Raw genomic sequence first — 21,140 nt, 5'->3', positions numbered from 1 at the left:
CCGTCTGAAAACTGGTTTTCTGCCAAGCAGAAGCATCATGATTAAAGCCCCGGGTCCGGCCGTTCCTTTCAGACGGCCTGAGGGAAAACAATATATTGCGGCGGTACGCTTTCGGTCAGCCATACGCCGTTGTCGGCCAGATAGAATTTGTGGCCGGCGGCCGTCATGGCGGCGGTGTCGATGCGCAAAACGACGGGTTTGCCGTGCCGCGCGCCGACTTTGACCGCCGTTTCTTCATCGGCTGAAAGGTGGACGTAGTGGCGGCTTACGCCGTGCAGCCCCTGCCCGCGTATGGACGAAAGCGATTTTTCCGCCGTGCCGTGGAAAAGCACGGCGGGCGGTTCGGCGGCTTGGTGTTCTATTTGCACCTGTTGCGTGGAATGTCCCTGCGCGGCACGGATGCGGCTGCCGTCTGCGGAAACGGTGAGCCGTTTTTTGTCGTTGGTTTCCACAACTTCCATCAGCACTTCGCGCGTGATACAAAGGCCGGTGCGGTTGTGGAGATTGGCTTTTGCCAACAGGTCGTCTATGTCCGCCCAACCGTTTTTATCGAGTGTCAGGCCGATTTGCTCGGGACGGTGGCGCAAAATCAGGCTGAAGAATTTGCTGACCGATTTGCGCTGTTGTTCGTTTAATTCGTTGTTTTGCATTATTCTATTCCATACACACCGTTTTCAGACGGCCTTAGGCAGCAGAAAGGACGCCACCGCGCCCGCCACCGCCGACAATGGAGGAATGGTTGTTATCACGAGTATCACCGACCACGGCTGATCGACTGCCAACGCCGCCGCATTAACAACAACAAGCCACATGATAATCACAATAAGTGCTGCCGCCGCAGCCAATATCACCGACAACAATATCCCGGCCGCAGTGTACCGAAGCTTGAAGAGTTTGGCTGCCGCGGCATACAGCAAGGCGGTCGGCAATGTAAAAGCCATAGACTGCATACACAGCTCGAAAGCGAATGACAGCATTTTCATGCCGAAGCCGCTTTTTGCATCCAAATAACCGATAATCAAACCAAATCCCGCCGCAACCGCGCCAACTATTAACGGCAGCATGACGGCAGGTTTCCAATATGACGAAATTTTGATTTGATCCATACGGTTCTCTGCATCTGTTTTCAGACGGCCTAATAATTGAAACAGGCCGTCTGAAACTTCAGTCCTGTTCTTCCAGCCACAAATCGCCGTTTTCGGCCAGCATGGCGCGGGCGGCTTCCACCCCGCGACTGCCGGCGGGATAGGGGTGCGGCGGCACGGGCAATGCCGCCCAATGTTCCAGCACGGGTGTCAGCCATGCCCAGGCGGCTTCGAGTTCGTCGCGGCGGTTGAACAGGTTCAGACGGCCGTCTATCACTTCGCGCAACAGGAGTTCGTAGGCTTCGGCACGGCGGCCTGCCGCGGCCTGCGCCAAATCCAACACCATTTCGGCGGGTACGGTACGGTCGCTGCCGACAGCCTTGACGGCCAGCCGCACGCGCACGGTTTCCTGCGGCTGCAGGCTGATGACGATGCGGTTCGGTACGGCGGCATAGAGTTTGCCGTCGTCGGGCTGCGGTTTGAAATTCAGCACGATTTCGGCCGTCCTGCCTGCCAGCCGTTTGCCGGTACGCAGGTAAAACGGCACGCCCGCCCAGCGCGGATTGTCGATTTCGGCTTTGATGGCGACATAGGTTTCGGTGCGGCTGCCGGCGGGGACTTTGTGTTCCTGCGCGTAGCCGTTCAAGCCGGCCGACGGGGCGTATTGGCCGCGTATGGCCTGTTTGTCGATGTCGTTCAGCGGTTTGAGCGATTGGATGACTTTGAGTTTTTCGTCGCGAACGTCGTCGGCCTCCAGTGATTTGGGGCGTTCCATGGCGGTAAAGCACAGCATTTGCACGATGTGGTTCTGCACCATGTCACGCAACGCGCCGGTGATGTCGTAAAACTCGCCGCGCCCTTCCACGCCCAGCGTTTCGGCAATGGTAATCTGCACGGATTGGATGTAATCCTTATTCCACAAGGGTTCGAACAAGCTGTTGCCGAAGCGCAGCGGCAAAAGGTTTTGCAGGCCTTCTTTGCCTAAGTAGTGGTCGATGCGGTAGATTTGGTTTTCTTGGAAATAGGCCGCCACGTCTTCGTTGATTTTGCGGCAGGAAGCCAAATCCGTGCCGAGCGGTTTTTCCAGCACGATGCGGACTTTGGGCGCGTTCAGGCCTGCGGCGGCCAGTTTTTCGCAGGCGGGGGCAAAAAATTTGGGCGCGGTGGAAAGATAGACGACTACGGCGTCGGCGTCGGGGCGTTGGTTCACTTTGTCGGCCAGCGCGGAAAAATCGGCCGCTTCGCCTACGTCCAGCGACAGGTAGTCTATGCGTTGTTCAAACTGCGCCCAGACCGCATCTTCGATGTTTTCGATGTGGATTTTGCTGTCGCGCCCCACTTTGGCCAAAAATTCTTCGCGGCTGAATTTGCTGCGGCTCACGCCCAAGATGCGCCCCTGCGGATGCAGCAGTCCGGCCGCATGCGCCTGATACAGGGCGGGCAGCAGTTTGCGCATGGCCAAATCGCCGGTTGCGCCGAATAAGACCAAATCGAAATTTGTCTGCGGTTTCATTTTTTTCCTTATATTGATGCGGAAAAGGCCGTCTGAAAACGTGCCGCACGGTAAAAACGTAGCAATGCTACACGCGGCTACATGATTTGTCTACGACCCGCCGTATAACGGATAATTTATTGCAGCACAACACGCGCGGCACAGTCGGCAGTATAATATGTTGCAAAACTACACAACAAGGCCGAACACCATGACCGCTATCCACCCGCAACTTGCCGCCGTTACCGAGCGCATCATCGAACGCAGCCGCGCCACCCGCTCCGCCTACCTGCAACGCACCAAAGCCTACGAACGGCAGGGGCGCGTGGAACGCGACCGCTTAGGCTGTTCCAATCTGGCGCACGGCTATGCGTCGATGCCCAAAACCGTCAAAATCCAAATGCAGCAGCCAAGCGTGCCGAACTTGGGCATCATCACGTCCTACAACGACATGGTTTCCGCACACCAGCCGTTCAAGGATTTCCCCGATTTGATTAAGGACGAAGCGCAAAAACACGGCGCGACGGCACAGGTGGCCGGCGGCACGCCCGCGATGTGCGACGGCATCACCCAAGGCTACGAAGGCATGGAGCTTTCGCTGTTTTCGCGCGACGTGATTGCGATGAGTACCGCCATCGGCCTGTCGCACCAAATGTTTGACGGCGCGCTGCTGATGGGCGTGTGCGACAAAATCGTCCCCGGCCTGATGATAGGCGCGTTGAGTTGCGGCCACATCCCCGCCATCTTCGTGCCCGCAGGCCCGATGACCAGCGGCATCGGCAACAAGGAAAAAGCCCGCACCCGCCAGCGTTTCGCCGAAGGCAAAGTCGGCCGCGACGCGCTGCTTGAAAGCGAAATGGGTTCGTACCACAGCCCCGGCACCTGCACGTTTTACGGCACGGCCAATTCCAATCAGATGATGATGGAAATGATGGGCGTACACCTGCCCGCCGCCGCCTTTTTCAACCCGCACACGCCGATGCGCGAAGCCCTGACCCGCGCCGCCGCCGCCCGCCTTTCAGACGGCATCAAAAACCGCAGCATCAAGCCCATAGGCGAAATGCTGTCCGAAAAATCGTTTGTCAACGCAGTCATCGGCCTGATGGCCACGGGCGGCTCGACCAACCACACCATGCATTTGGTGGCCATGGCGCGCGCGGCGGGCATCATACTCAACTGGGACGACTTCGACGACATCTCCGCCATCGTCCCGCTGCTCATCCGCGTTTACCCCAACGGCCAGGCGGACGTGAACCATTTTGCCGCGGCTGGCGGGCTGCCCTTCGTCATCCGCGAACTGCTGGACGCGGGTTTGCTGCACGACGACGTGGACACGGTGGTCGGCCGCGGCATGAGGGCTTACACACAAGAGCCGTTTTTAATCGAAGGCCGTCTGAAATGGCAGGACGCGGTAGCCGAAAGCCGCGACACCGAAGTCCTGCGCCCCGTATCCGCGCCCTTCTCGCCCGACGGCGGCCTGCGCGTGATGAAAGGCAACATCGGGCGCGGCGTGATAAAAGTCTCCGCCGTGAAAGACCACTGCCGCATCATCGAAGCCCCCGCCATCGTGTTCGACGACCAAAAAGAAGTGCTGGCCGCCTTCGAACGCGGCGAACTGGAACGCGATTTCGTCTGCGTCGTCCGCTTCCAAGGCCCGCGCGCCAACGGCATGCCCGAACTGCACAAACTCACGCCGCCCCTGGCCATCCTGCAAGACAGGGGCTTCCAAGTCGCGCTGGTAACCGACGGGCGCATGTCGGGCGCGTCGGGCAAAGTCCCCGCCGCCATCCACATGTCGCCCGAAACCCTGCTCGGCGGCGGCATAGGCAAAATCCGCACCGGCGACATCATCCGTTTCAACTCCCACACCGGCGAACTGACCGCACTGGTGGACGAAGCCGAATGGGACGGGCGCGAAACCGCCGCCGCCGATTTGAGCGGCAACCTGCACGGCATTGGCCGCGAACTTTTCGCCGGTTTCCGCAGCATCACCGGCAGCGCGGAAACGGGCGCGATGAGCTTGGGCGGGGATTTCGGCTGAACGTTTCAGACGGCCTGCCGCAACGCAGAGGCCGTCTGAAAACATCACCCCGCACCTTAGCAAACCGAAATAAATACATCCGACACACAACCGTGGGCGGCATCGGAACATGCCGCGGCAAACCGCAGGCCGTCTGAAAAACGCATCTGCCGCCCGCACCAACCGATAAGGAAAACGAAATGACACCGCGCGAAATCCTGACCGCCGGCCCCGTCGTCCCCGTCATCGCCATCGACGACCCGCAAACCGCGGTCGGATTGGCGCAGGCACTGCTGGACGGCGGCATCCGCGTACTCGAAATCACCTTGCGCACGCCCGCCGCCGTCGAAGCCATCCGCCGCATCAAACGCGAAGTACCGGCCGCCGTCGTCGGCGCGGGCACCGTCATCAACGCCGCCCAACTCAAAGCCGTAACCGAAGCGGGCGCGATGTTCGCCATCAGCCCCGGCATCAATACGCCCTTCGCCCAAGCGGCGGCGGCAGCCGACATCCCCGTCATCCCCGGCGTTTCGGGCGCGGGCGAACTCATGCTGGCACTCGAACACGGCTTCGACACCGTCAAACTCTTTCCGGCCGAAGCTGTCGGCGGCATCAAAATGCTCAAAGCCCTGCACGGCCCCTTCCCCCAAGTGCGCTTCTGCCCCACCGGTGGCATAGCCCCTGCCGCCGCACCCGACTATCTGGCGCAGCCGAACGTACTCTGCGTCGGCGGTTCGTGGCTCACCCCCGCGCAACTGGTCGCCGAAAAAAACTGGCGCGCCATTACCGAACTGGCCGAACAGTCCGCCCGACTGAAGCCCGCACCCCACCGATAAGGAGAAAACCATGAACCGCCTGCTCTTCCTGCTGCCGGCCGCCGCACTAACCGCCTGCCAAAGCCCCGCACTGGCCACGGGCGAAAGGCCGTCTGAAACCACCGGCAACCTGATTATCGGCTACGACCCCGCCGTGGGCATCGAACCGCTGCTGGCCGCCGCATCCGACTACCGCGCCGAAATCCTGCACCGCTACACAATCATCAACGCCGTCGCCGTCAAACCGCCGGCAAACACCGACCCGCAACAGGCCGTACGCCATTTCAAAAAGGTACGCGGCGTATTGTCGGTGGAATCCGACCGCGTCATGCAGCTGCACGCGCAGCAATAAAAGAGGCCGTCTGAAAACCCGTTCGGATTGTTCAGACGGCCTCTTTAATGGTTAACAAACCATTTCCGGCAGCGGTTTACTCCGTGGCTTCGGGAGCGGGCGCGCTGCGTACGTTTTGGCTTTTTTCCTTATGTTTGATCAAGGCGCGGTCAAACTTGTCCATCAAAATATCGATAGCGGCATACATATCCGGCTCGATGGTTTCAACGTGCAGGTCTTTGCCGGACAAATGGGCATCCACCTCGGCTTTGTGCTCCAATTTGTCTACCGAAAGGGTTACGGTTACGGAAATCAGGTTGCCCGCATGGCGGTTGATGCGCTCCAGCTTGCCGGAAACATATTGTTTGATGGCTTCGGTTACATCGAAATTCAAACCGGTGATTTTCAAGTTCATAGTCCTACTCCTTACGGTGGGTTGGTAAGGCCGTCTGAAAACCCGTTCGGATTGTTCGGACGGCATGGAAACTAGATCCTGCGTTGGTGTGCCGGCGCGATGTTGAGGCTTTCACGGTATTTCGCCACGGTGCGGCGGGCAATGTCTATGCCCTGCCGTTTCAACAGCTGCGCCAGTGCTTCATCGGAATGCGGTTTGTGTTTGTCTTCGTTTTCTATCAGTTGGGCCAGCATGGCTTTGACCGCGCTTTGGCTCGTTCCCTCCTGACCGTCTTCGGCATTGACTGCCTGGCTGAAGAAGTAGCGTAGCGCAAACAATCCGCGCGGGCAAGACAAATATTTGTTGTTGGCGGCGCGGGAAACGGTACTTTCGGCCAGCCCCAATTCGGCGGCGGCATCCTTCATCAGCATGGGCACCAAGCCGATTTCGCCGAAGATGAAAAAATCTTCCTGCCGCGCGACGATGTATTCGGCCAGGCGGATGACGGTGTTTTTCCGCAGCTCGAGGCTGTCGATTTTCTGCCGCGCCTCCTGTATTTTTTCGCGCCAAACTTCATCTATGCCTTCGTCTTTCAATGCGTCGGCCAATTCTTCGTTCATTGCCAGCTGCGGCCAGGCCTGTTCGTTGCCCGCCACTTCCCACCGCCCGTCTTCGCCCTCGCGCACCCAGACATCGGGCTGGATGAAGGCCGTCGGTTCGGCCGAGGCGAAACCGTAGGCGGGATAAGGGTTCAGCCCGGCAATCAGCTCGAGTGCGGCTTCGATGATGTCGGCGGTGTAGTCCGGCAGGGCTTTTTTGAATTTTTCCAGTTTTTGCGTTTTGCTGCGGTTGAGGTCGTCGAGGAAGCGGCTGACGATTTGTCCCGCGCACTGCCGCGACGGGCTGGCGGGCAGGCGTTGCAGTTGTAGCATCAGGGATTCGCGCAAATCGGCCGCGCCCACGCCGGGCGGGTCGAAGTTTTGCAGCCGGTCGAGCGCGTCCTGCATATCGTCTTCGTCCAACATCCATTCCAGCGGGGTGTTGTCGATGATTTCTTCTAGGCTGTCGGTCAGGTAGCCTTGTTCGTCCAGCGAGTCGATGAGTATGTGTACGCGGGCGGCTTCTTGTTCGCTCAGCGGATGTTCGCACACTTGGTTGTGCAGGTAGCGCTTGAAATCTTCTTCGTCGGCGATGGTCGCCCAAACGTCTTCGGCATCTTCGCCGCCGATTTGGTTGCGGCTGGAAACGGCGGCCGACAGGCGGGTCGGTTCGAAACGGCCGTCTTCCGCCGGTTCGCGCCGCTCCAACAGCGGATTGTCCTGAAGCCAGTCGTCCACTTCCCGCTCCAGTTCGAGGCCGGACATCTGCAAGACGCGCAGCGATTGTTGCAATCCCTGGTTGAGCTGTTGGGTTTGCTTGAGTTTTAGTCCGAGTAATGTCATGTTGTTTTTGTGTATTTGCTTTTATGCTATCGGTCAGGCCGTCTGAAAATGATTGTTCGCGCCCTCACGCATTTTTTCAGACGGCTTGTCAGTAATTGAAGTTTTCGCCGAGGTAAACGGCACGGACCTGTTCGTTGTTTACCAAGTCTTCGGGTTTGCCCGAAGCCAACACCGCGCCGTCGCTGATGATGTATGCCCTATCGCAGATGCTGAGGGTTTCGCGCACATTGTGGTCGGTAATCAGTACGCCGATGCCGCGCGATTTGAGGAAGCCGATGATTTTCTGAATATCGATGACGGCAATCGGATCGACGCCCGCAAACGGTTCGTCCAACAGGATGAAGCGGGGCTGCATGGCCAGCACGCGGGCGATTTCCACCCGCCGCCGTTCGCCGCCGGACAGCGACGGCGCGGGGTTGTCCCGCAGGCGTTCGATGTTGAGGTCGGCCAACAGGCGTTCCAGTTCACCGTCGATGCGTTTTTTGTCTTTGATGCTGATTTCGAGGATGGCGCGGATGTTCTGCTCCACCGTCATTTTGCGGAAAATCGACGCTTCCTGCGGCAGGTAGCCCAAGCCCAGCCGGGCGCGTTCGTGTATCGGCATATGGCGCAGCTCCTGCCCGTCGAGCATAATGCTGCCGTTGTCGGCGGCAATCAGGCCGACTATCATGTAAAAGCTGGTGGTTTTGCCCGCCCCGTTGGGGCCGAGCAGGCCGACGACCTCGCCGCTTTCGATTTCAAGCGAAAAATCTTTCACCACTTGGCGTTTTTTGAAGGTTTTTTGCAGGTTGCGCGCGACAAGGCGGCTGGTCTTTTCCGGAATCATGCTTATTTTTTGAGAATATGACACAGGGTCATTGTACTTTGTTTTCAGGCCGTCTGAAACCGCAAAACCGCTCGCGGCGGCTGCGGATTGCGGGCTGCCGGACGAAAGGATTGGTTTATGGACATCAACCGGCGCGGTTTTCTGTTTTTGGCCGCAGGCGGCCTGCTGCTGCTCAACGGCTGCGGCAGGAAAGCCGCCCGTTCCGCCCTGCCGCGCGGCAGCCGCGTTTTGGCTTTGGGCGATTCGCTGACGGCGGGTTTCGGCGCGTCTGCCGGCGGGGATTATCCGCGCCGTTTGGCCGACATTACCGGCTGGCAGGTAATTAACGGCGGTGTGTCGGGTGACACGTCCGCCCAAGCCCTTGCCCGCCTGCCCGGGCTGCTGCAGCCGAAACCCGGCCTCGCGCTGGTGTGCATCGGCGGCAACGATTTCCTGCGCCGCATCAGCGAGGACGAAACCCGCGGCAACATCGGCCGCATCCTGCAAACCCTTCAGACGGCCTCCGTATCCGCCGTTTTGGTGGCGGAGCCGCATTTCACCATCGGCGCGTTGGTCGGCAGTTTGAGCGACCATCCGCTGTACGGCAATTTGGCGGAAACCTACCGCGTGCCGCTGCTGGACGGCGCGTGGTCGGAAATCCTCGGACGAAGGGAGCTGCGTTCCGACCAAATCCACGCCAACGACGAAGGCTACCGCCTGTTTGCCGAAAAAGCGGCCGATTTTTTGCACCGGCAGGGGTTCTTTCAGCCGTAAACCGCTATGTTCCAATCTATAGTGGATTAAAATGAAAAATTTCCGCCATCGTCATTCCCGCCTGCGCGGGAATGACGACATGGCATCCTTCTTTGGATTTACCGTATCTTTAAATAGCGGATTAAATTTAAACCGGTACAACGTTGCCCCGCCTGTCCCGATTTAAATTTAATCCGCTGTCAAACGGCAAAAGGCCGTCTGAAAACCCGCAGCGGTTTTTCAGACGGCCTTTCCATCGGATATTTCTAATGGATGTTTCTAGCGGTGCGACGCCATATTGTCGCGGTGGATAAGTTCGTCTTCGTGGGCGTAGCCTAATTTTTCGGCGATGCGCTCGGACGGGGTTTGCAGGATTTTGGCGGTTTCGCCGCTGCTGTAATTGGTGAGGCCGCGGGCAATTTCTTTGCCCTCGGTATCAAGGATGGCGACGAGTTCGCCGCGGTGGAAATGGCCGTCCGCGCGGATGCAGCCGACGGGCAGCAGGCTGGCGTGTTGTTCGGTCAGGGCTTTTGCCGCGCCGCTGTCGACAGTCAGGCTGCCTGCGGTTTGGACGTGTCCGAGCAGCCATTGTTTGCGGGCGGCGACGCGGCTGTGCGCGCTGGTGAAAAGCGTGCCTATGCTTTCGCCTTGTTTGAGGCGGACGAGGACGTCGGGTTCGCCGCCCCATGCGACGACGGTGGCGGCTCCGCTGAGTGCGGCACGTTTGGCGGCAGTCACTTTGGTGTACATGCCGCCGGTGCCGACGCTGCTGCCCGCGCCGCCCGCCATGCTTTCGAGGTCGGGATGATCGGCTGCGATGGTCGGAATCAGTTTGGCTTGCGGATTTTTGCGCGGGTCGCTGTCGTACAGGCCTTTTTGGTCGGTCAGAAGGACGAGGGCGTCGGCTTCGATGAGGTTGGTGACGAGCGCGCCGAGGGTGTCGTTGTCGCCGAGCTTGATTTCGTCGGTGGTAACGGTGTCGTTTTCGTTGATGACGGGGACGATGCCTTTGGACAACAGGGTTTGCAGGGTGCTGCGGGCGTTGAGGTAGCGGGTGCGGTTGCTCAAATCGTCGTGGGTGAGCAGGATTTGGGCGGTGCGGATGCCGTGCGGTGCGAACGCGTTTTCGTAGGCTTGGGCGATGCCGGTTTGCCCGACGGCGGCGGCGGCTTGCAGTTCGTTGATGGCGGTGGGGCGTTTGCTCCAGCCCAGCCGTTTGATGCCTTCGGCGATGGCGCCGCTGGAAACGAGGACGGTTTGCACGCCTTGTTTGCCCAGTTCGGCGATTTGCGCCGCCCAGCGGTCGAGTGCGGCTTGGTCTATGCCTTTGCCGCCCGCGGTAACGAGGCTGGAGCCGACTTTGACGACGAGGAGTCCGACTTGGGACAGGTTGTTGATGCTCATGATTTCTCCTTTTATATCAATTTATTGTTTATATCGGGTTATTGCTTGTCGCGCTCCTGCCAGAAATATCGCCAGACAAAGCCGGGGAAGGCGGCCACGAGGAAGAGGCAGACGGTTACGGCGTAAAACTCCCAATCCTGCGGATGGACGCTTCCCGCACGGCTTTCCAGTAGGTAAGCGAGCGCGGCGGTCAGCGCGAAGCCTGCGGCCAGTTCGATTAAGTGGTGGCCGATGTGTTTGCGCGCCATCGGTTTGACGGCGAACAGGCGGGTGGTCAGGAACGGCAGGTTGGCGAAGATGACGGCCAACAGCAGCAGTGTGTACATGGGTGCGGTCATGGTGTGCTTTCTTGTAGTGAAGATGGTTTCAGACGGCCTTTATGGTTCTGCATCATACTGGAGGCCGTCTGAAAATGTTTTCGGGCGGACGGTGCGGCTTTTCAGACGGCCTCCTTCGTTATTTTACCCGCAAAATCCGCGGTTTCGCGACAAGCGGCCGTTACGCCGTCCGGCTTCAGGCAAACGGCGGCACGGCATAACCCGCCTGCCGCAGCAGTTCGCAGGTTTCATATGCGGGCAGGCCCATCACGCCGGTGAAACTGCCCGACAGTTCGCGCACGAAAATGCCGCCCAAACCCTGTATGCCGTATGCGCCCGCCTTGTCCAGCGGTTCGCGGCTGCGGATGTAGGCGGCAGTTTCGGCTTCGGTCAGCGGTTTGAAGGCAACGTGGTTGGTATTCAGTGCATGAAAGATGCGGCCTCGGTAATGCAGGCAGACGGCGGTATACACCTGATGGCTGCGGCCGGAAAGGGCGAGCAGCATTTCGCGCGCGTGTTCGGACGATTCGGGCTTGCCCAGTATCTTGCCGTCCAGCGCGACGGTGGTGTCGGCGGCAATGACGGGAGCGGCGGGTTCGGGTTTGCCCACCGCCTGCCAAACGGCAAGCGCGGCGATGTTTTTTTCGGCGGCCAACCGTTGCACATAGTCTGCAGCATCTTCTTGCGGTAACGGGGTTTCGTCTATATCGGCGGCAATGCGTTCGATACGGTAGCCCAGATTTTGCAGGATTTCGCGGCGGCGCGGGCTGGCGGACGCGAGATAAAGCAGCGGCGCGGTCATTTTTTGCCTTGTCCTTTCACGGAAGCGCGTTGCAGGGCATCCAGCCAGCGGGTCGGCAGGATGCGTTTGAGATACCAAAAGGCAACTGTCGGCACGGTAACGAGATAACGGGCTTTGGGGCGGCGGTCGGTCAGGGCGCGTATGCAGACGGCGGCACATTCCTGCGCGCTCAGTGTAAACGGGACGGCCGCGCCTTCGGCCTGCAGGCGGTTGAGCTGGCAGCGGTAATTTTCGGCGTGGACGCTGTTTTCATAGTCGATGTGCTGCCTGAATTTAATCAAGGCATTGTCGCGAAAGCGGGTGGCGATGGGGCCGGGTTCGACCAGGCTGACGTGAATGTCTGTGCCGTGCAATTCGTGGCGCAAAGTGTCGCACATGCCTTCCAAAGCGAATTTGGTGCTGTTGTACGCGCCGCGCCAAGGCATGGCGGCAAAGCCCAAAATACTGCTGTTGACCAGGATGCGGCCGTGTCCCTGCCGTCTGAAAACGCGCATGGCGGCATTGAGGCACTCCCACGCGCCGAAAACGTTGGTTTCAAACTGTTCGCGCAGGGCTTGGCGCGGAACGTCTTCCACCGCGCCGACCTGCCCGTAGCCCGCATTGGAAAAGAATGCGTCGAGCGTGCCACCCGTTTGGTTCAAAATGCCGTCGAAGGCCGTCTGAATGCTGCCGCTGTCGTCCACATCCAATTGCAGGGCATACGCGAAGCCTTTCCGGCGCAAACGTTCGGCATCTTCCGCACGGCGGCAGGACGCGAACACCTGCCAACCCATTTGCCGCAGCATTTTGGCGGTTTCATAACCTATGCCGCTGGAACAACCGGTGATGAGGATAGATGGCATGGAGTAGTTTCCTTTCTTGACCTTTAACGCCTTCTTCTAAAGTTTAAACAGATAACTTTTTGAATTATAAAGAAATTTTCAACAAAAAATCTTTACGGGGAAATGATATTGTTATAATATCCGCAACCGCTGCCGATATGGCGGACTGCGGTTCACAATGCCGCAAACAAGTCTTTTTACCGCGAAAAATGCGGATTCTACCACCCGGCGGGCATGCCTGCCGACAAGGAATATGGGAATAACTTATGAAAAAATTACCACTCTCTTCCGCCTTATTGGGCTGTATGCTGCCCGTTTCCGCCTTTGCTGATGTCAATACGGTACAAGAAGGCAGATTGGCAGACGTTACCGTTACCGCCAACCGGCGCAGTTTGAGGAGCGACAGCAGCAACAGCTACACCGTATCCGCGATGCGTTCGGACTACGGGATTGGTGCTTTCTCCGAGGGAAATTCCCCAATCCGTCAGCGTCATCACCAAAAAACAACTTGAAGACCAAGGCGTGACCAGCCTCGAAGGCGCGTTGCAAAACGCCACGGGCGTCAACGTCTTCAAAAGCGGCGGGCGCACGCATTTTATGTCGCGCGGCTATTTTATTGAGCAACTTGAAGAAGACGGCATTGCCACTCAAATCGGCTCGCCCGGCGGATTCGGCTTGGGCGGTCCGTCCGGCGACCCGACCAGCGTGACCGATATAGCGATGTACGACCGCATCGAAGTGGTACGCGGTGCGGCCGGACTGACGCAGGCAAACAACGAACCGGGCGGCACGATTAACGCCGTCCGTAAGAAACCGACCTCCAAACGACAGCTTTCCGCCGATTTGACGGTCAACACATGGGGCAGAGTGGGCGGCACGTTTGACGCATCGGGTGCTTTAAGCCCTGAACACGGCCTGCGTGGGCGCTTTGTCGGCTCGGTTGGCAGCAACAAAACCTTCAAAGACCAATCCGGCGGCCGCGACGTCCTTCTGTATGGCGTGATGGACAAAGACATCGGCGACAACGGCAAGCTCTCTTGGGGCGCGAGTTATCTCAACCAAACCAAAACGCCCGACCCGGACGGCCTGCCCATGCGCGCTGACGGCAAAGAATGGAAACGCAGCCGCTACCTCGGCGCAGATTGGAACGAAGCCCGTCTGAAAAAACACAACCTCTTTGCCGAGTTTGAACATTATTTCAACGACAACTGGAAACTGAGCAGCAAGCTGGACTGGCGCAAAAGCGACAGCTCAAAAAAATATTACACGCTGGGCGGCACAGATAACGGCATAGGAGCGGACGGTTTGGGCAAAACTTACAGCTTCGACCGTTACGACACGGACAGCCGCCAGTTTACTTTTCAAAACAACCTGACCGGCCGTATTTTCGCCTTCGGCCAAAGCCACGACCTCTTCTTCATGCACAGCTATTCCAAAGAAAAGATGAACTCGGACAACCGCTGGTTCGACGACAGCAGCACCTATAACGCAGATGCGTTCAACGGCAACGAAAAAGCCAAACCCGATTGGGATGCCAATACCGCCAAGTCACGCGGCGGCAACGGCAGCTACCGCACCCATGCCTTCGGTTTGGGCGCGCGCATCAACCCCACCGACAAACTGCACATCATCGCCGGCGGACGCTACACAAGCTGGCACCGCAACCTCTATTGGGACAGAAACCTCAAAGACAGCTCGGAAGGTACGCATTACGCACTCAAACGCAACCGCTTCATCCCCTATGCCGGCATCACTTACGACATCACGCCCAAACAAAGCGTTTATGCCGCCTATACGTCCATCTTCAAACAAACGATGAACCGCGACCAAAACGAAAACCTGCTGCCGCCGATTATGGGGCGCAACTACGAAATCGGTTGGAAAGGCGAATGGAACGAAGGCCGTTTGAACACTTCGGTCGCGCTCTACCGCACCGACAAAGACAACAACAACCAGCGCGTCAATGCCCGTCCGCACGCCTACTGGGTGCCGCTGAACCAAAGCAGCCGCGGTTTGGACGCTGAAATCTCCGGCAGTCTGACCGACCGTTGGCAGGTTTACGCAGGCTACACCTTCAACCGCAGCACCAACCGCAACAGCATTGCCGGCAACATCGCATCGCGCCAACAAGGCTACAATTTCAGCAGCCATACGCCCAAGCACATGTTCCGCCTTTACACCAGCTATGTCCTGCCGGTGGACGAAGGCAGATGGACGGTCGGGCTGGGGGTGAAAAGCAGCAGCAAAACCGCCAATTCTTCCGGCACGCTCAAACAGGGCGGCTACACGGTTTGGAACACCAACGTCCAATACCGCCCGACCAAAAACCTGCAGCTGGGGCTGGCAATCAACAACCTGACCGACAAACGCTACTACGAAAACCAATACAGCCGTGCCGCCAACAGCGGCAACTTCTACGGCGAACCGCGCAACGCCGTGTTCAGCCTGAAGTGGAAAATGTAGCCGCCGTATGAAATAAGGCCGTCTGAAAGTACAATCCCAATTTCAGACGGCCTTTCATTATCGATACAAACACACATCCATGAACATCCTCAAAAAATTCTCCCGACTCGCTCGTCCTTTTTGGGCAGGGGCGCACGGGCGCATCCAATGGCTGATGCTCGCCGTCCTCATCGGCTTCACCCTTTGTTCCATCACCATCAGCGTTTGGATCGCCGCGTGGGACAAACGCTTCTACGACGCACTGGCCGCGTTTGACGGTGCATCCATGCCCGCGCTTATCGTCGAATACCTCGGCTACATGGCGATGATTATCGGCTGCATCGTCTGCGGCGACTGGCTGCAAAAACGCCTCATCTTTCGCTGGCGCACCCACCTGACCGAACAATTCCAGCAAAACTGGCTCGAAGGCCACAAACACTACCGCCTGCGCCTGACCGGCGAACCCGACAACCCCGACCAGCGCATTGCCGAAGACATTTACCTCCTCGCCGACAAAAGCATCGGACTGTTCCGCTCCTTCATCAATAATATTGCCAAATTCAGCGCGTTCGTCGCCGTATTGTGGACGCTCTCCGGCGTGCAGACCTTCAACATCGGCGGGCGCGACATCACCATACACGGCTACCTCGTCTGGGTTGCCCTGATTTATTCCGTCATCAGCACCCTGATTGCCCACCTCGTCGGCCGCAAACTCAAAAATCTCAACATCGACCGCCAGCACCGCGAAGCCGACTACCGCGCCGCCCTCCTGCGCGTGCGCGACCACGCCGAACAAATCGCCTTTTACAACGGCGGCGAAGCCGAAACAGGCCGTCTGAAACAACGCTACCTCCGCATCCGCGACAACTGGCGGCGGCTCACCAACTGCGAATTCCGCCAAGAAACCTTCTGGGCGACCTATGTGCGCATCAGCATCTTCATCCCCATCCTCGCCACCCTGCCCATGTACCTCGCCAAAACCATGACCTTCGGCGACATGATGCAGACCCGCACATCGTTTGCCCGCGTCCAAGACAGCTTCGGCTGGTTTACCGACTCTTACCGCCGTCTCATCGAATGGGCGGCAGTCGTCGAACGCCTCTCCGGTTTTCAGACGGCCTTGGAACAAGTAGAAAAAGAAGGCAGAAGCGCCGCCCGCCCAGCACCCGCCCTGACTTTAAACAACCACCGCCAAAGCGGCATCCTCGTCCTGCAAAACCTCACCGTCCACACTCAAACCGGCAGTCCCCTGCTTACCGACATCAACCTCGAAGCCCACGCCCCCGAATGGGTATTGCTCGAAGGCAGAAGCGGTATCGGCAAATCCACCCTGCTGCGCGCCCTCGCAGGCTTGTGGCCGTATTACCAAGGCAGCTTTTCTCTCGACGGCAGCCTCCTCTTCCTGCCCCAACGCCCCTACCTCCCCGCCGACACCCTGCGCCACACCGTCAGCTATCCCCACCCCGCCTGCCAAGACGACCGACTTATTCAGACGACCTTGGAACAAGTCGGACTAGGCAGTCCCACGGGGAGGCTGCGCACTCTGAAAAATAATTTAGACGAACCATACGAATGGCACGGCATCCTCTCCGGCGGCGAACAGCAACGCCTCAGCCTCGCCCGCGCGCTGCTGCACAAACCGCAAATCCTGTTCCTCGACGAAGCCACCAACCAGCTCGACGGCGAATCCGCATTGACGCTGATGCAAGTTCTCAAACAAAACCTTCCCGACACCCTCGTCATCGGTATCAGCCACCAACCCGAAATCCAAGCCTTGTTCGGACGGCGTATCGGTTTGGAAGACAAAACCGGCGGGGCGCAATAGCGAAAGGCCGTCTGAAAACCCGTTTTCACAGTTTTCAGACGGCCTTCAGACTTTATGGGCACAGACGGAAAATGGACTTTTAGGCAGCAGGCGTGTACTGTCTGCCATGTATGCGGTTCGTTTCCAAACAGCCTTAAACGCCGTCTGAAAACGGCTGAAACAAAGAAAAGCCGTAAAACCGCCTAAACAAATGCCTTCCGATTCCGACAATCAACCCGACACCTACAAGGAACCCCCATGTCCTTCCACAACCACGAACACAACCACTCCCACGCCCACAGCACCAACACCCGCATCCTGCGCGTATCGCTGGCCGTGATTGCCGGCTTCATGCTGGTGGAAGCGGCGGCAGGCTGGTTCAGCGGCAGCCTCGCGCTCTTGTCGGACGCGGGGCACATGTTTTCCGATGCCGCCTCGCTCGCCCTCGCCCTGTTCGCCTTCAAATGGGCGGGAAAGGCCGCCAACTCGCAGAAAAGCTACGGCTATCAGCGTGTGGAAATCCTGGCCGCCGCGCTCAACGGCCTCACGCTGGTGGTAATGGCGGCATGGATTTTGGTCGAAGCCGTTATCCGCGCCTTCAAACCTGTGCCCGTAGCGGGCGGCGCGATGCTGGCGGTGGCCGTACTCGGACTTTTGGTGAACCTGTTTGTCGCGTGGTATATGTTGCGCGGCGAGAAGGACAACCTGAACATGCGCGGTGCGTTTTTGCATGTGGTGGGCGATTTGCTCGGCTCTGTTGCTGCAGTGGCAGCCGGCCTGCTGATACAGTTTTACGGCTGGAACTGGGCGGACTTGGCGGCCAGCGCGGCGGTGGCCCTGCTGATTGGCAACAGCGGCTGGGGCGTGCTGGCAGGCAGCCTGCACATCCTGATGGAAGGCACGCCCAAAGGCACGGATTTGGTGAAAATTGCCGAAGACATTCAGAAAATCAACGGCATATTGGGCGTGCACGACTTGCACGCCTGGACGATTACCAGCAAAAAACACGCCATGTCCTGCCATGTGATCGTGCACAGCGGCCTGACCGTGGCGGAGGCCGACGCGCTGGCCAAACAGGTGCAGGCCGTGGTGCAGGCGCACGGCATCGGCCACATCACCGTGCAAACCGAACCGGCAGACTCCGATACGGCATGCGTTCAGGCATGCGAACAAGTTTCGCACGGATGCGGGCACGCACATGACTGAAAATGCGGCAACACAGCCGAATCCGGTCAGACAGGCCGTCTGAAAGCGGGGAAGTGCTTTTCAGACGGCCTGTTTATTTGTTTGACTGTTCGGCCCTTTATGCCCTGCCTTCCCGTGAGGCAAAACAGACGGGATGCGGCGCAATCCGGTTTGGCGGACAAAAGGCAGGCCGCAAGAGGTAACAAGGCCGTCTGAAAAACCGTTTGTACAGTTTCAGACGGCCTCCAAACAAAGCAGGTGCCTTATTTAAAACTTCCAATCCAGTTTCAGGCTGACCGTACGCGGTTCGCCATAAAAGTTGTTCATACCCCGCGTGCGGTTGGCATTGTTCTCGAAATAAGTACGGTCGGCGAGGTTGGTACCGATGAGGTTGAGTTTAGCATGCGGGCCGAATTCATATTGCACGAAGCCGTCAATCAGGCCATATCCGCCCTGTTTGACGTTATAGAGGCTTTTGGTTTTGCTTTGTGCGGATACGCCGCCCCCTACGGTCAGCTTGGTACGGGGGATGCGGTAGGAAGTCCCCAGCCGGAATATCTGTACGGGGGTATGGCTGCTGAAATTGAAGGCATCGTCGGCACGTTTGGTATTGGCTATTTGCCGGGCGTTTACTTCATCTTCGTTTTTAAATTTGCTTTTGTTATATGTATAACCGGCAAAAATTTTCCAATTGTCGGTCATCTCGCCTGCCAATTCAAACTCAAAACCTTTGCTGCGGACGCTGCCCGCCGGACGGGCGATGGTCTGCCATTGCCCCTGGCCGTTGTCGCCGCGGACGTAGCCGAAATCGACAATCGTGCGGTTTTTCTGATCAAGGACGAAAATTGCCAGCGAACTGTTCAGACGGCCTTTCAAAAAGCTGCCTTTCCAGCCGATCTCGTAGTTGGTGCCGGTAAGCGGCGGCAGGAGTTGTTTGCTGCTGACATCCACTTCATCCTGTTGCTTGAAAATCTTGGTGTAACTGGCATAAAGGCTTTGCTGCGGGGTGAATTCATAGGTAATGCCGGCATAAGGGGTGAATTTGTGCCCCTTCATGCGCGCGGTGTAGTGGTCGGCATCGGCAGCCAGCGAGGATTGGTTTTGGAAGGCGGATGCGGGGTCGCCGTTGCGCACGCTCATATCTTTCGATTGTGAGGACTTGTAGCGGGTGTAATGCATGCCGCCTAAAAGATGCAGTCTGTCGGTGGCGTTGAAGCGGGTGCTGACCGTAACGGCATGGGTTTCGTTTTTGTTGATGTAGCGGGAATAGTTGTATGCGGCCTTGGCTGCCGAAGGGTCGGTCTGCCCGGCGACGGCCACGGTGGCGTTTTCACAACCCCTGCGTTTGAACCAAACGTTGCCCCTGTCATTGTATTTATCCCAATCCGGTTCGGCCAGTTCGTTGCCTTTCATGCCGAGCGGCGACATTTGGAAAGGTATGGCTTCACATACGCCCGCTCCCGGATTGGAAGTTTTGACACGGTAGTTTCGATCGAAGATTTCCAAATAGTCTGACTGGATATTTTCATTATTATAGGTATAGCCGGTGTAAAAATCGTGGCTGCGGCCAAGAAGGCTGTATTTACCCGAAAGGTCGAGTTTGAAACCGTATTGGACATCTTTCTTTTTATGCCGCATGGTGCTGGCATTGAATTGAATGTGGTCGGTATCGCGCTTTCTTTTGGCCAAATTGTAATTGAACATGCCATAAGCGTAGCTGTAATCGACAATACCCATTTTGCTCAGTTCTTCGGCGATGTAACTGTCTTCGGTATACCATGCCCAGGGGTTTGCAGCTTCGGCTTTGGCTTTGGCCGCTTCATAGGCATTGCGGTCGAATTGTGTGGCGCGGTATTGCGTTTTGGCCTGTTCGTATGCCTCTCTGTCTTTTCGCGCCTCTTCGGCCAGTATCCGTCTGACTTCGTCATCAGGCGTGTCATACGGTACGATGGTGCCGTTCGGCAAGATGGCTCCCGTGGCGGGGCTGCCCGCTATGCCGGCAGTGTGTTCGTTACGCAGGAAGAACTGTCCGACTTTGGCATCCGAACGGTTTTTTGTATAGGATGCTTCGGCATTGAGCCGCCAACCATTGTCGAAATCGTATTTAAAACCGGAAAAAAGATTGGTTTTATCGGCACGTAAACGCGACCAATCCATACCGAGGTAGGTGTTTCGCGGCAGCCTGACGGGATTATTGCAGTTGTTTTCGAAAACGCTGTATGCCTTAGGGTTTTCGCATGGCAGCATAATTCCTGCAAAATCAGGAATCTCTTTGCTTTTCTGATGCATGCCGCCGAAAGTGAGAATACCGTGGTCGCCGATATCGGTTTCTACAATGCCGTAGAGCATATTCTTTTTGCCCCACATTTTGTCCTTAAACGATTTATGGTCATCGTATACGCCGACTAAACGGCCACGCACGCTCTGTTCTTTGTTAAGACTGCCGGAAACGTCAAGCATCAGGCGTTTGCTGCCCCGCTGGTCGGTAGAAATCTCCCCCGTATGTTTAAAGGCAGAAGTCGGCCGTTTTCTAATGAGGTTGATGGTGCCGCCCGGTTCAGAGTTGGACTGCGTCAGGCCGGTTGCACCGCGCACAACTTCGATATGGTCGTAAACTGCTAAGTCGGTACTGGGAGAAACATCAATTCTTGCGGTATAGCCGGAGCGTCCGGCCACATTGGTGGTGATGCTGTCTTCGCCGATTTGATCCACATAAAAACCGCGTGATAAAAACCGTGTCTGCAAGCCCGAATCACGGACAACGTTTACTCCCGTGGTATTTCTCATCGCCTCTTCAAGTGTATGGATGGCTTTGTCGTCAAGTTGCTGGCGGGTAATGACGCTCACAGACTGCGGGGTGTCTTTGCCTGAAATTCTCAGGCCCGTGGCGGTGGACATGCTGCCTATGGTATAGGATTTACTTTGTTCGGTTTTGTCGTTCCGCCGAGTGGCAGTAACGGTTACGCTTTCGAGTGACCCGCTTTCCGATACGGGTGGCTCGACCGTATCGGCAAAAGTATTTTGATAACAGGCTAACAACATAATCGGTAATATTTTTTGCTTCAAATTCGGAGTCATTTTTTTCTGCTCTAAACAAATCAAGTTATTTAACGTTAAGAATACATATAACAGTATGTTAAAAAATTAAAATTTAATTAGACCTCTTGCGAAAGTATCCTGAAGATTTACAATTTCCAAATGAAATACGAAAACCTAATCCAAAGAAGC

Annotated in this window: 17 protein-coding genes and 1 pseudogene; 7 read left to right on the top strand and 11 right to left on the bottom strand. The window is 57.4% G+C overall.

Annotated elements, in window-relative coordinates:
- Window positions 1–68: 68 nt before the first annotated feature.
- From ACTHSL_RS07350 to zwf, 3 genes are read right to left on the bottom strand one after another with little or no spacing between them, the layout of a single operon-like run.
- Entirely contained in the window at window positions 69–650 is a 582-nt protein-coding gene (locus tag ACTHSL_RS07350) for an RNA 2'-phosphotransferase (protein ID WP_440380913.1), read from the bottom strand.
- Between the two features lie 24 nt (window positions 651–674).
- Window positions 675–1,106: a hypothetical protein gene (locus ACTHSL_RS07345; protein WP_440380912.1), complete on the bottom strand. Its 432-nt coding sequence runs from the start codon at window positions 1,104–1,106 to the stop codon at window positions 675–677.
- Window positions 1,107–1,164: 58 nt separating this feature from the next.
- Complete coding sequence (gene zwf / locus ACTHSL_RS07340) at window positions 1,165–2,598, bottom strand: glucose-6-phosphate dehydrogenase (RefSeq protein ID WP_440380911.1); 1,434 nt, start codon at window positions 2,596–2,598, stop codon at window positions 1,165–1,167.
- A 190-nt stretch (window positions 2,599–2,788) separates the two neighbouring features.
- Here zwf and edd point away from each other — a divergent pair, with 190 nt between their 5' ends.
- From edd to ACTHSL_RS07325, 3 genes are all read left to right on the top strand, one after another.
- On the top strand, window positions 2,789–4,618 hold the full coding sequence (gene edd / locus ACTHSL_RS07335; RefSeq protein ID WP_440380910.1) for a phosphogluconate dehydratase: 1,830 nt from the start codon (window positions 2,789–2,791) through the stop codon (window positions 4,616–4,618).
- A 179-nt stretch (window positions 4,619–4,797) separates the two neighbouring features.
- Entirely contained in the window at window positions 4,798–5,433 is a 636-nt protein-coding gene (locus tag ACTHSL_RS07330; RefSeq protein WP_440380909.1) for a bifunctional 4-hydroxy-2-oxoglutarate aldolase/2-dehydro-3-deoxy-phosphogluconate aldolase, read from the top strand.
- A 10-nt stretch (window positions 5,434–5,443) separates the two neighbouring features.
- Complete coding sequence (locus ACTHSL_RS07325; RefSeq protein WP_440380908.1) at window positions 5,444–5,764, top strand: hypothetical protein; 321 nt, start codon at window positions 5,444–5,446, stop codon at window positions 5,762–5,764.
- Between the two features lie 76 nt (window positions 5,765–5,840).
- Here ACTHSL_RS07325 and hpf read toward each other — a convergent pair whose 3' ends face one another.
- The 3 genes from hpf to lptB form a co-directional block, all read right to left on the bottom strand.
- Window positions 5,841–6,158 carry a ribosome hibernation-promoting factor, HPF/YfiA family gene (hpf, locus tag ACTHSL_RS07320; protein WP_107919249.1) on the bottom strand — a complete coding sequence of 106 codons (318 nt, stop codon included), beginning with the start codon at window positions 6,156–6,158 and terminating at the stop codon, window positions 5,841–5,843.
- Between the two features lie 71 nt (window positions 6,159–6,229).
- Window positions 6,230–7,579 carry an RNA polymerase factor sigma-54 gene (gene rpoN / locus ACTHSL_RS07315; RefSeq protein WP_440380907.1) on the bottom strand — a complete coding sequence of 450 codons (1,350 nt, stop codon included), beginning with the start codon at window positions 7,577–7,579 and terminating at the stop codon, window positions 6,230–6,232.
- An 88-nt stretch (window positions 7,580–7,667) separates the two neighbouring features.
- Entirely contained in the window at window positions 7,668–8,405 is a 738-nt protein-coding gene (gene lptB / locus ACTHSL_RS07310; protein WP_440380906.1) for an LPS export ABC transporter ATP-binding protein, read from the bottom strand.
- A gap of 117 nt (window positions 8,406–8,522) precedes the next feature.
- On the opposite strand from lptB, the gene ACTHSL_RS07305 reads away from it, so the two are divergent.
- Window positions 8,523–9,158 carry a GDSL-type esterase/lipase family protein gene (locus ACTHSL_RS07305; protein ID WP_440380905.1) on the top strand — a complete coding sequence of 212 codons (636 nt, stop codon included), beginning with the start codon at window positions 8,523–8,525 and terminating at the stop codon, window positions 9,156–9,158.
- 258 nt (window positions 9,159–9,416) lie between these two features.
- Here the strand turns inward: ACTHSL_RS07305 and proB are convergent, their stop codons facing one another.
- The 4 genes from proB to ACTHSL_RS07285 all read right to left on the bottom strand — a co-directional run bounded on the left by proB (window position 9,417) and on the right by ACTHSL_RS07285 (window position 12,502).
- The gene (gene proB, locus ACTHSL_RS07300; protein WP_440380904.1) at window positions 9,417–10,541 is read right to left on the bottom strand and encodes a glutamate 5-kinase; all 1,125 of its coding nucleotides are present in this window, start codon (window positions 10,539–10,541) and stop codon (window positions 9,417–9,419) included.
- 38 nt (window positions 10,542–10,579) lie between these two features.
- Window positions 10,580–10,879 carry a DUF2818 family protein gene (locus tag ACTHSL_RS07295; RefSeq protein WP_049249920.1) on the bottom strand — a complete coding sequence of 100 codons (300 nt, stop codon included), beginning with the start codon at window positions 10,877–10,879 and terminating at the stop codon, window positions 10,580–10,582.
- Window positions 10,880–11,054: 175 nt separating this feature from the next.
- Window positions 11,055–11,660 carry a Maf family protein gene (locus ACTHSL_RS07290; protein WP_440380903.1) on the bottom strand — a complete coding sequence of 202 codons (606 nt, stop codon included), beginning with the start codon at window positions 11,658–11,660 and terminating at the stop codon, window positions 11,055–11,057.
- Window positions 11,657–12,502 carry an SDR family NAD(P)-dependent oxidoreductase gene (locus tag ACTHSL_RS07285; RefSeq protein ID WP_440380902.1) on the bottom strand — a complete coding sequence of 282 codons (846 nt, stop codon included), beginning with the start codon at window positions 12,500–12,502 and terminating at the stop codon, window positions 11,657–11,659. Before ACTHSL_RS07285 ends, ACTHSL_RS07290 begins: the two co-directional genes overlap by 4 nt.
- Before the next feature lie 284 nt (window positions 12,503–12,786).
- On the opposite strand from ACTHSL_RS07285, the pseudogene ACTHSL_RS07280 reads away from it, so the two are divergent.
- From ACTHSL_RS07280 to ACTHSL_RS07270, 3 genes and pseudogenes are all read left to right on the top strand, one after another.
- A pseudogene (locus ACTHSL_RS07280) lies at window positions 12,787–14,944 on the top strand (TonB-dependent siderophore receptor).
- Window positions 14,945–15,023: 79 nt separating this feature from the next.
- The gene (locus ACTHSL_RS07275) at window positions 15,024–16,748 is read left to right on the top strand and encodes an ABC transporter ATP-binding protein/permease (protein WP_440380901.1); all 1,725 of its coding nucleotides are present in this window, start codon (window positions 15,024–15,026) and stop codon (window positions 16,746–16,748) included.
- Window positions 16,749–16,985: 237 nt separating this feature from the next.
- The gene (locus ACTHSL_RS07270) at window positions 16,986–17,933 is read left to right on the top strand and encodes a cation diffusion facilitator family transporter (protein ID WP_440380900.1); all 948 of its coding nucleotides are present in this window, start codon (window positions 16,986–16,988) and stop codon (window positions 17,931–17,933) included.
- 246 nt (window positions 17,934–18,179) lie between these two features.
- Here ACTHSL_RS07270 and ACTHSL_RS07265 read toward each other — a convergent pair whose 3' ends face one another.
- Window positions 18,180–20,990 carry a TonB-dependent siderophore receptor gene (locus tag ACTHSL_RS07265; RefSeq protein WP_440380899.1) on the bottom strand — a complete coding sequence of 937 codons (2,811 nt, stop codon included), beginning with the start codon at window positions 20,988–20,990 and terminating at the stop codon, window positions 18,180–18,182.
- Window positions 20,991–21,140 lie beyond the last annotated feature (150 nt).

It is taken from the genome of Neisseria sp. P0008.S010 (genome assembly GCF_051962715.1).
GTDB classification, from domain to species: domain Bacteria; phylum Pseudomonadota; class Gammaproteobacteria; order Burkholderiales; family Neisseriaceae; genus Neisseria; species Neisseria elongata.
Note: the sequence above shows the minus strand (reverse complement) of the source record. Positions and strands in the feature narration are given on the sequence as shown.

Bases quoted from the DNA above. Each gene is read 5' to 3' on its own strand.
- hpf (WP_107919249.1), bottom strand. From the start codon at position 6,158: ATGAACTTGAAAATCACCGGTTTGAATTTCGATGTAACCGAAGCCATC.
- ACTHSL_RS07350 (WP_440380913.1), bottom strand. From the start codon at position 650: ATGCAAAACAACGAATTAAACGAACAACAGCGCAAATCGGTCAGCAAA.
- ACTHSL_RS07325 (WP_440380908.1), top strand. From the start codon at position 5,444: ATGAACCGCCTGCTCTTCCTGCTGCCGGCCGCCGCACTAACCGCCTGC.
- ACTHSL_RS07270 (WP_440380900.1), top strand. From the start codon at position 16,986: ATGTCCTTCCACAACCACGAACACAACCACTCCCACGCCCACAGCACC.
- edd (WP_440380910.1), top strand. From the start codon at position 2,789: ATGACCGCTATCCACCCGCAACTTGCCGCCGTTACCGAGCGCATCATC.
- zwf (WP_440380911.1), bottom strand. From the start codon at position 2,598: ATGAAACCGCAGACAAATTTCGATTTGGTCTTATTCGGCGCAACCGGC.
- ACTHSL_RS07275 (WP_440380901.1), top strand. From the start codon at position 15,024: ATGAACATCCTCAAAAAATTCTCCCGACTCGCTCGTCCTTTTTGGGCA.
- ACTHSL_RS07290 (WP_440380903.1), bottom strand. From the start codon at position 11,660: ATGACCGCGCCGCTGCTTTATCTCGCGTCCGCCAGCCCGCGCCGCCGC.
- ACTHSL_RS07305 (WP_440380905.1), top strand. From the start codon at position 8,523: ATGGACATCAACCGGCGCGGTTTTCTGTTTTTGGCCGCAGGCGGCCTG.
- rpoN (WP_440380907.1), bottom strand. From the start codon at position 7,579: ATGACATTACTCGGACTAAAACTCAAGCAAACCCAACAGCTCAACCAG.
- ACTHSL_RS07345 (WP_440380912.1), bottom strand. From the start codon at position 1,106: ATGGATCAAATCAAAATTTCGTCATATTGGAAACCTGCCGTCATGCTG.
- proB (WP_440380904.1), bottom strand. From the start codon at position 10,541: ATGAGCATCAACAACCTGTCCCAAGTCGGACTCCTCGTCGTCAAAGTC.
- ACTHSL_RS07295 (WP_049249920.1), bottom strand. From the start codon at position 10,879: ATGACCGCACCCATGTACACACTGCTGCTGTTGGCCGTCATCTTCGCC.
- ACTHSL_RS07265 (WP_440380899.1), bottom strand. From the start codon at position 20,990: ATGACTCCGAATTTGAAGCAAAAAATATTACCGATTATGTTGTTAGCC.
- ACTHSL_RS07285 (WP_440380902.1), bottom strand. From the start codon at position 12,502: ATGCCATCTATCCTCATCACCGGTTGTTCCAGCGGCATAGGTTATGAA.
- ACTHSL_RS07330 (WP_440380909.1), top strand. From the start codon at position 4,798: ATGACACCGCGCGAAATCCTGACCGCCGGCCCCGTCGTCCCCGTCATC.
- lptB (WP_440380906.1), bottom strand. From the start codon at position 8,405: ATGATTCCGGAAAAGACCAGCCGCCTTGTCGCGCGCAACCTGCAAAAA.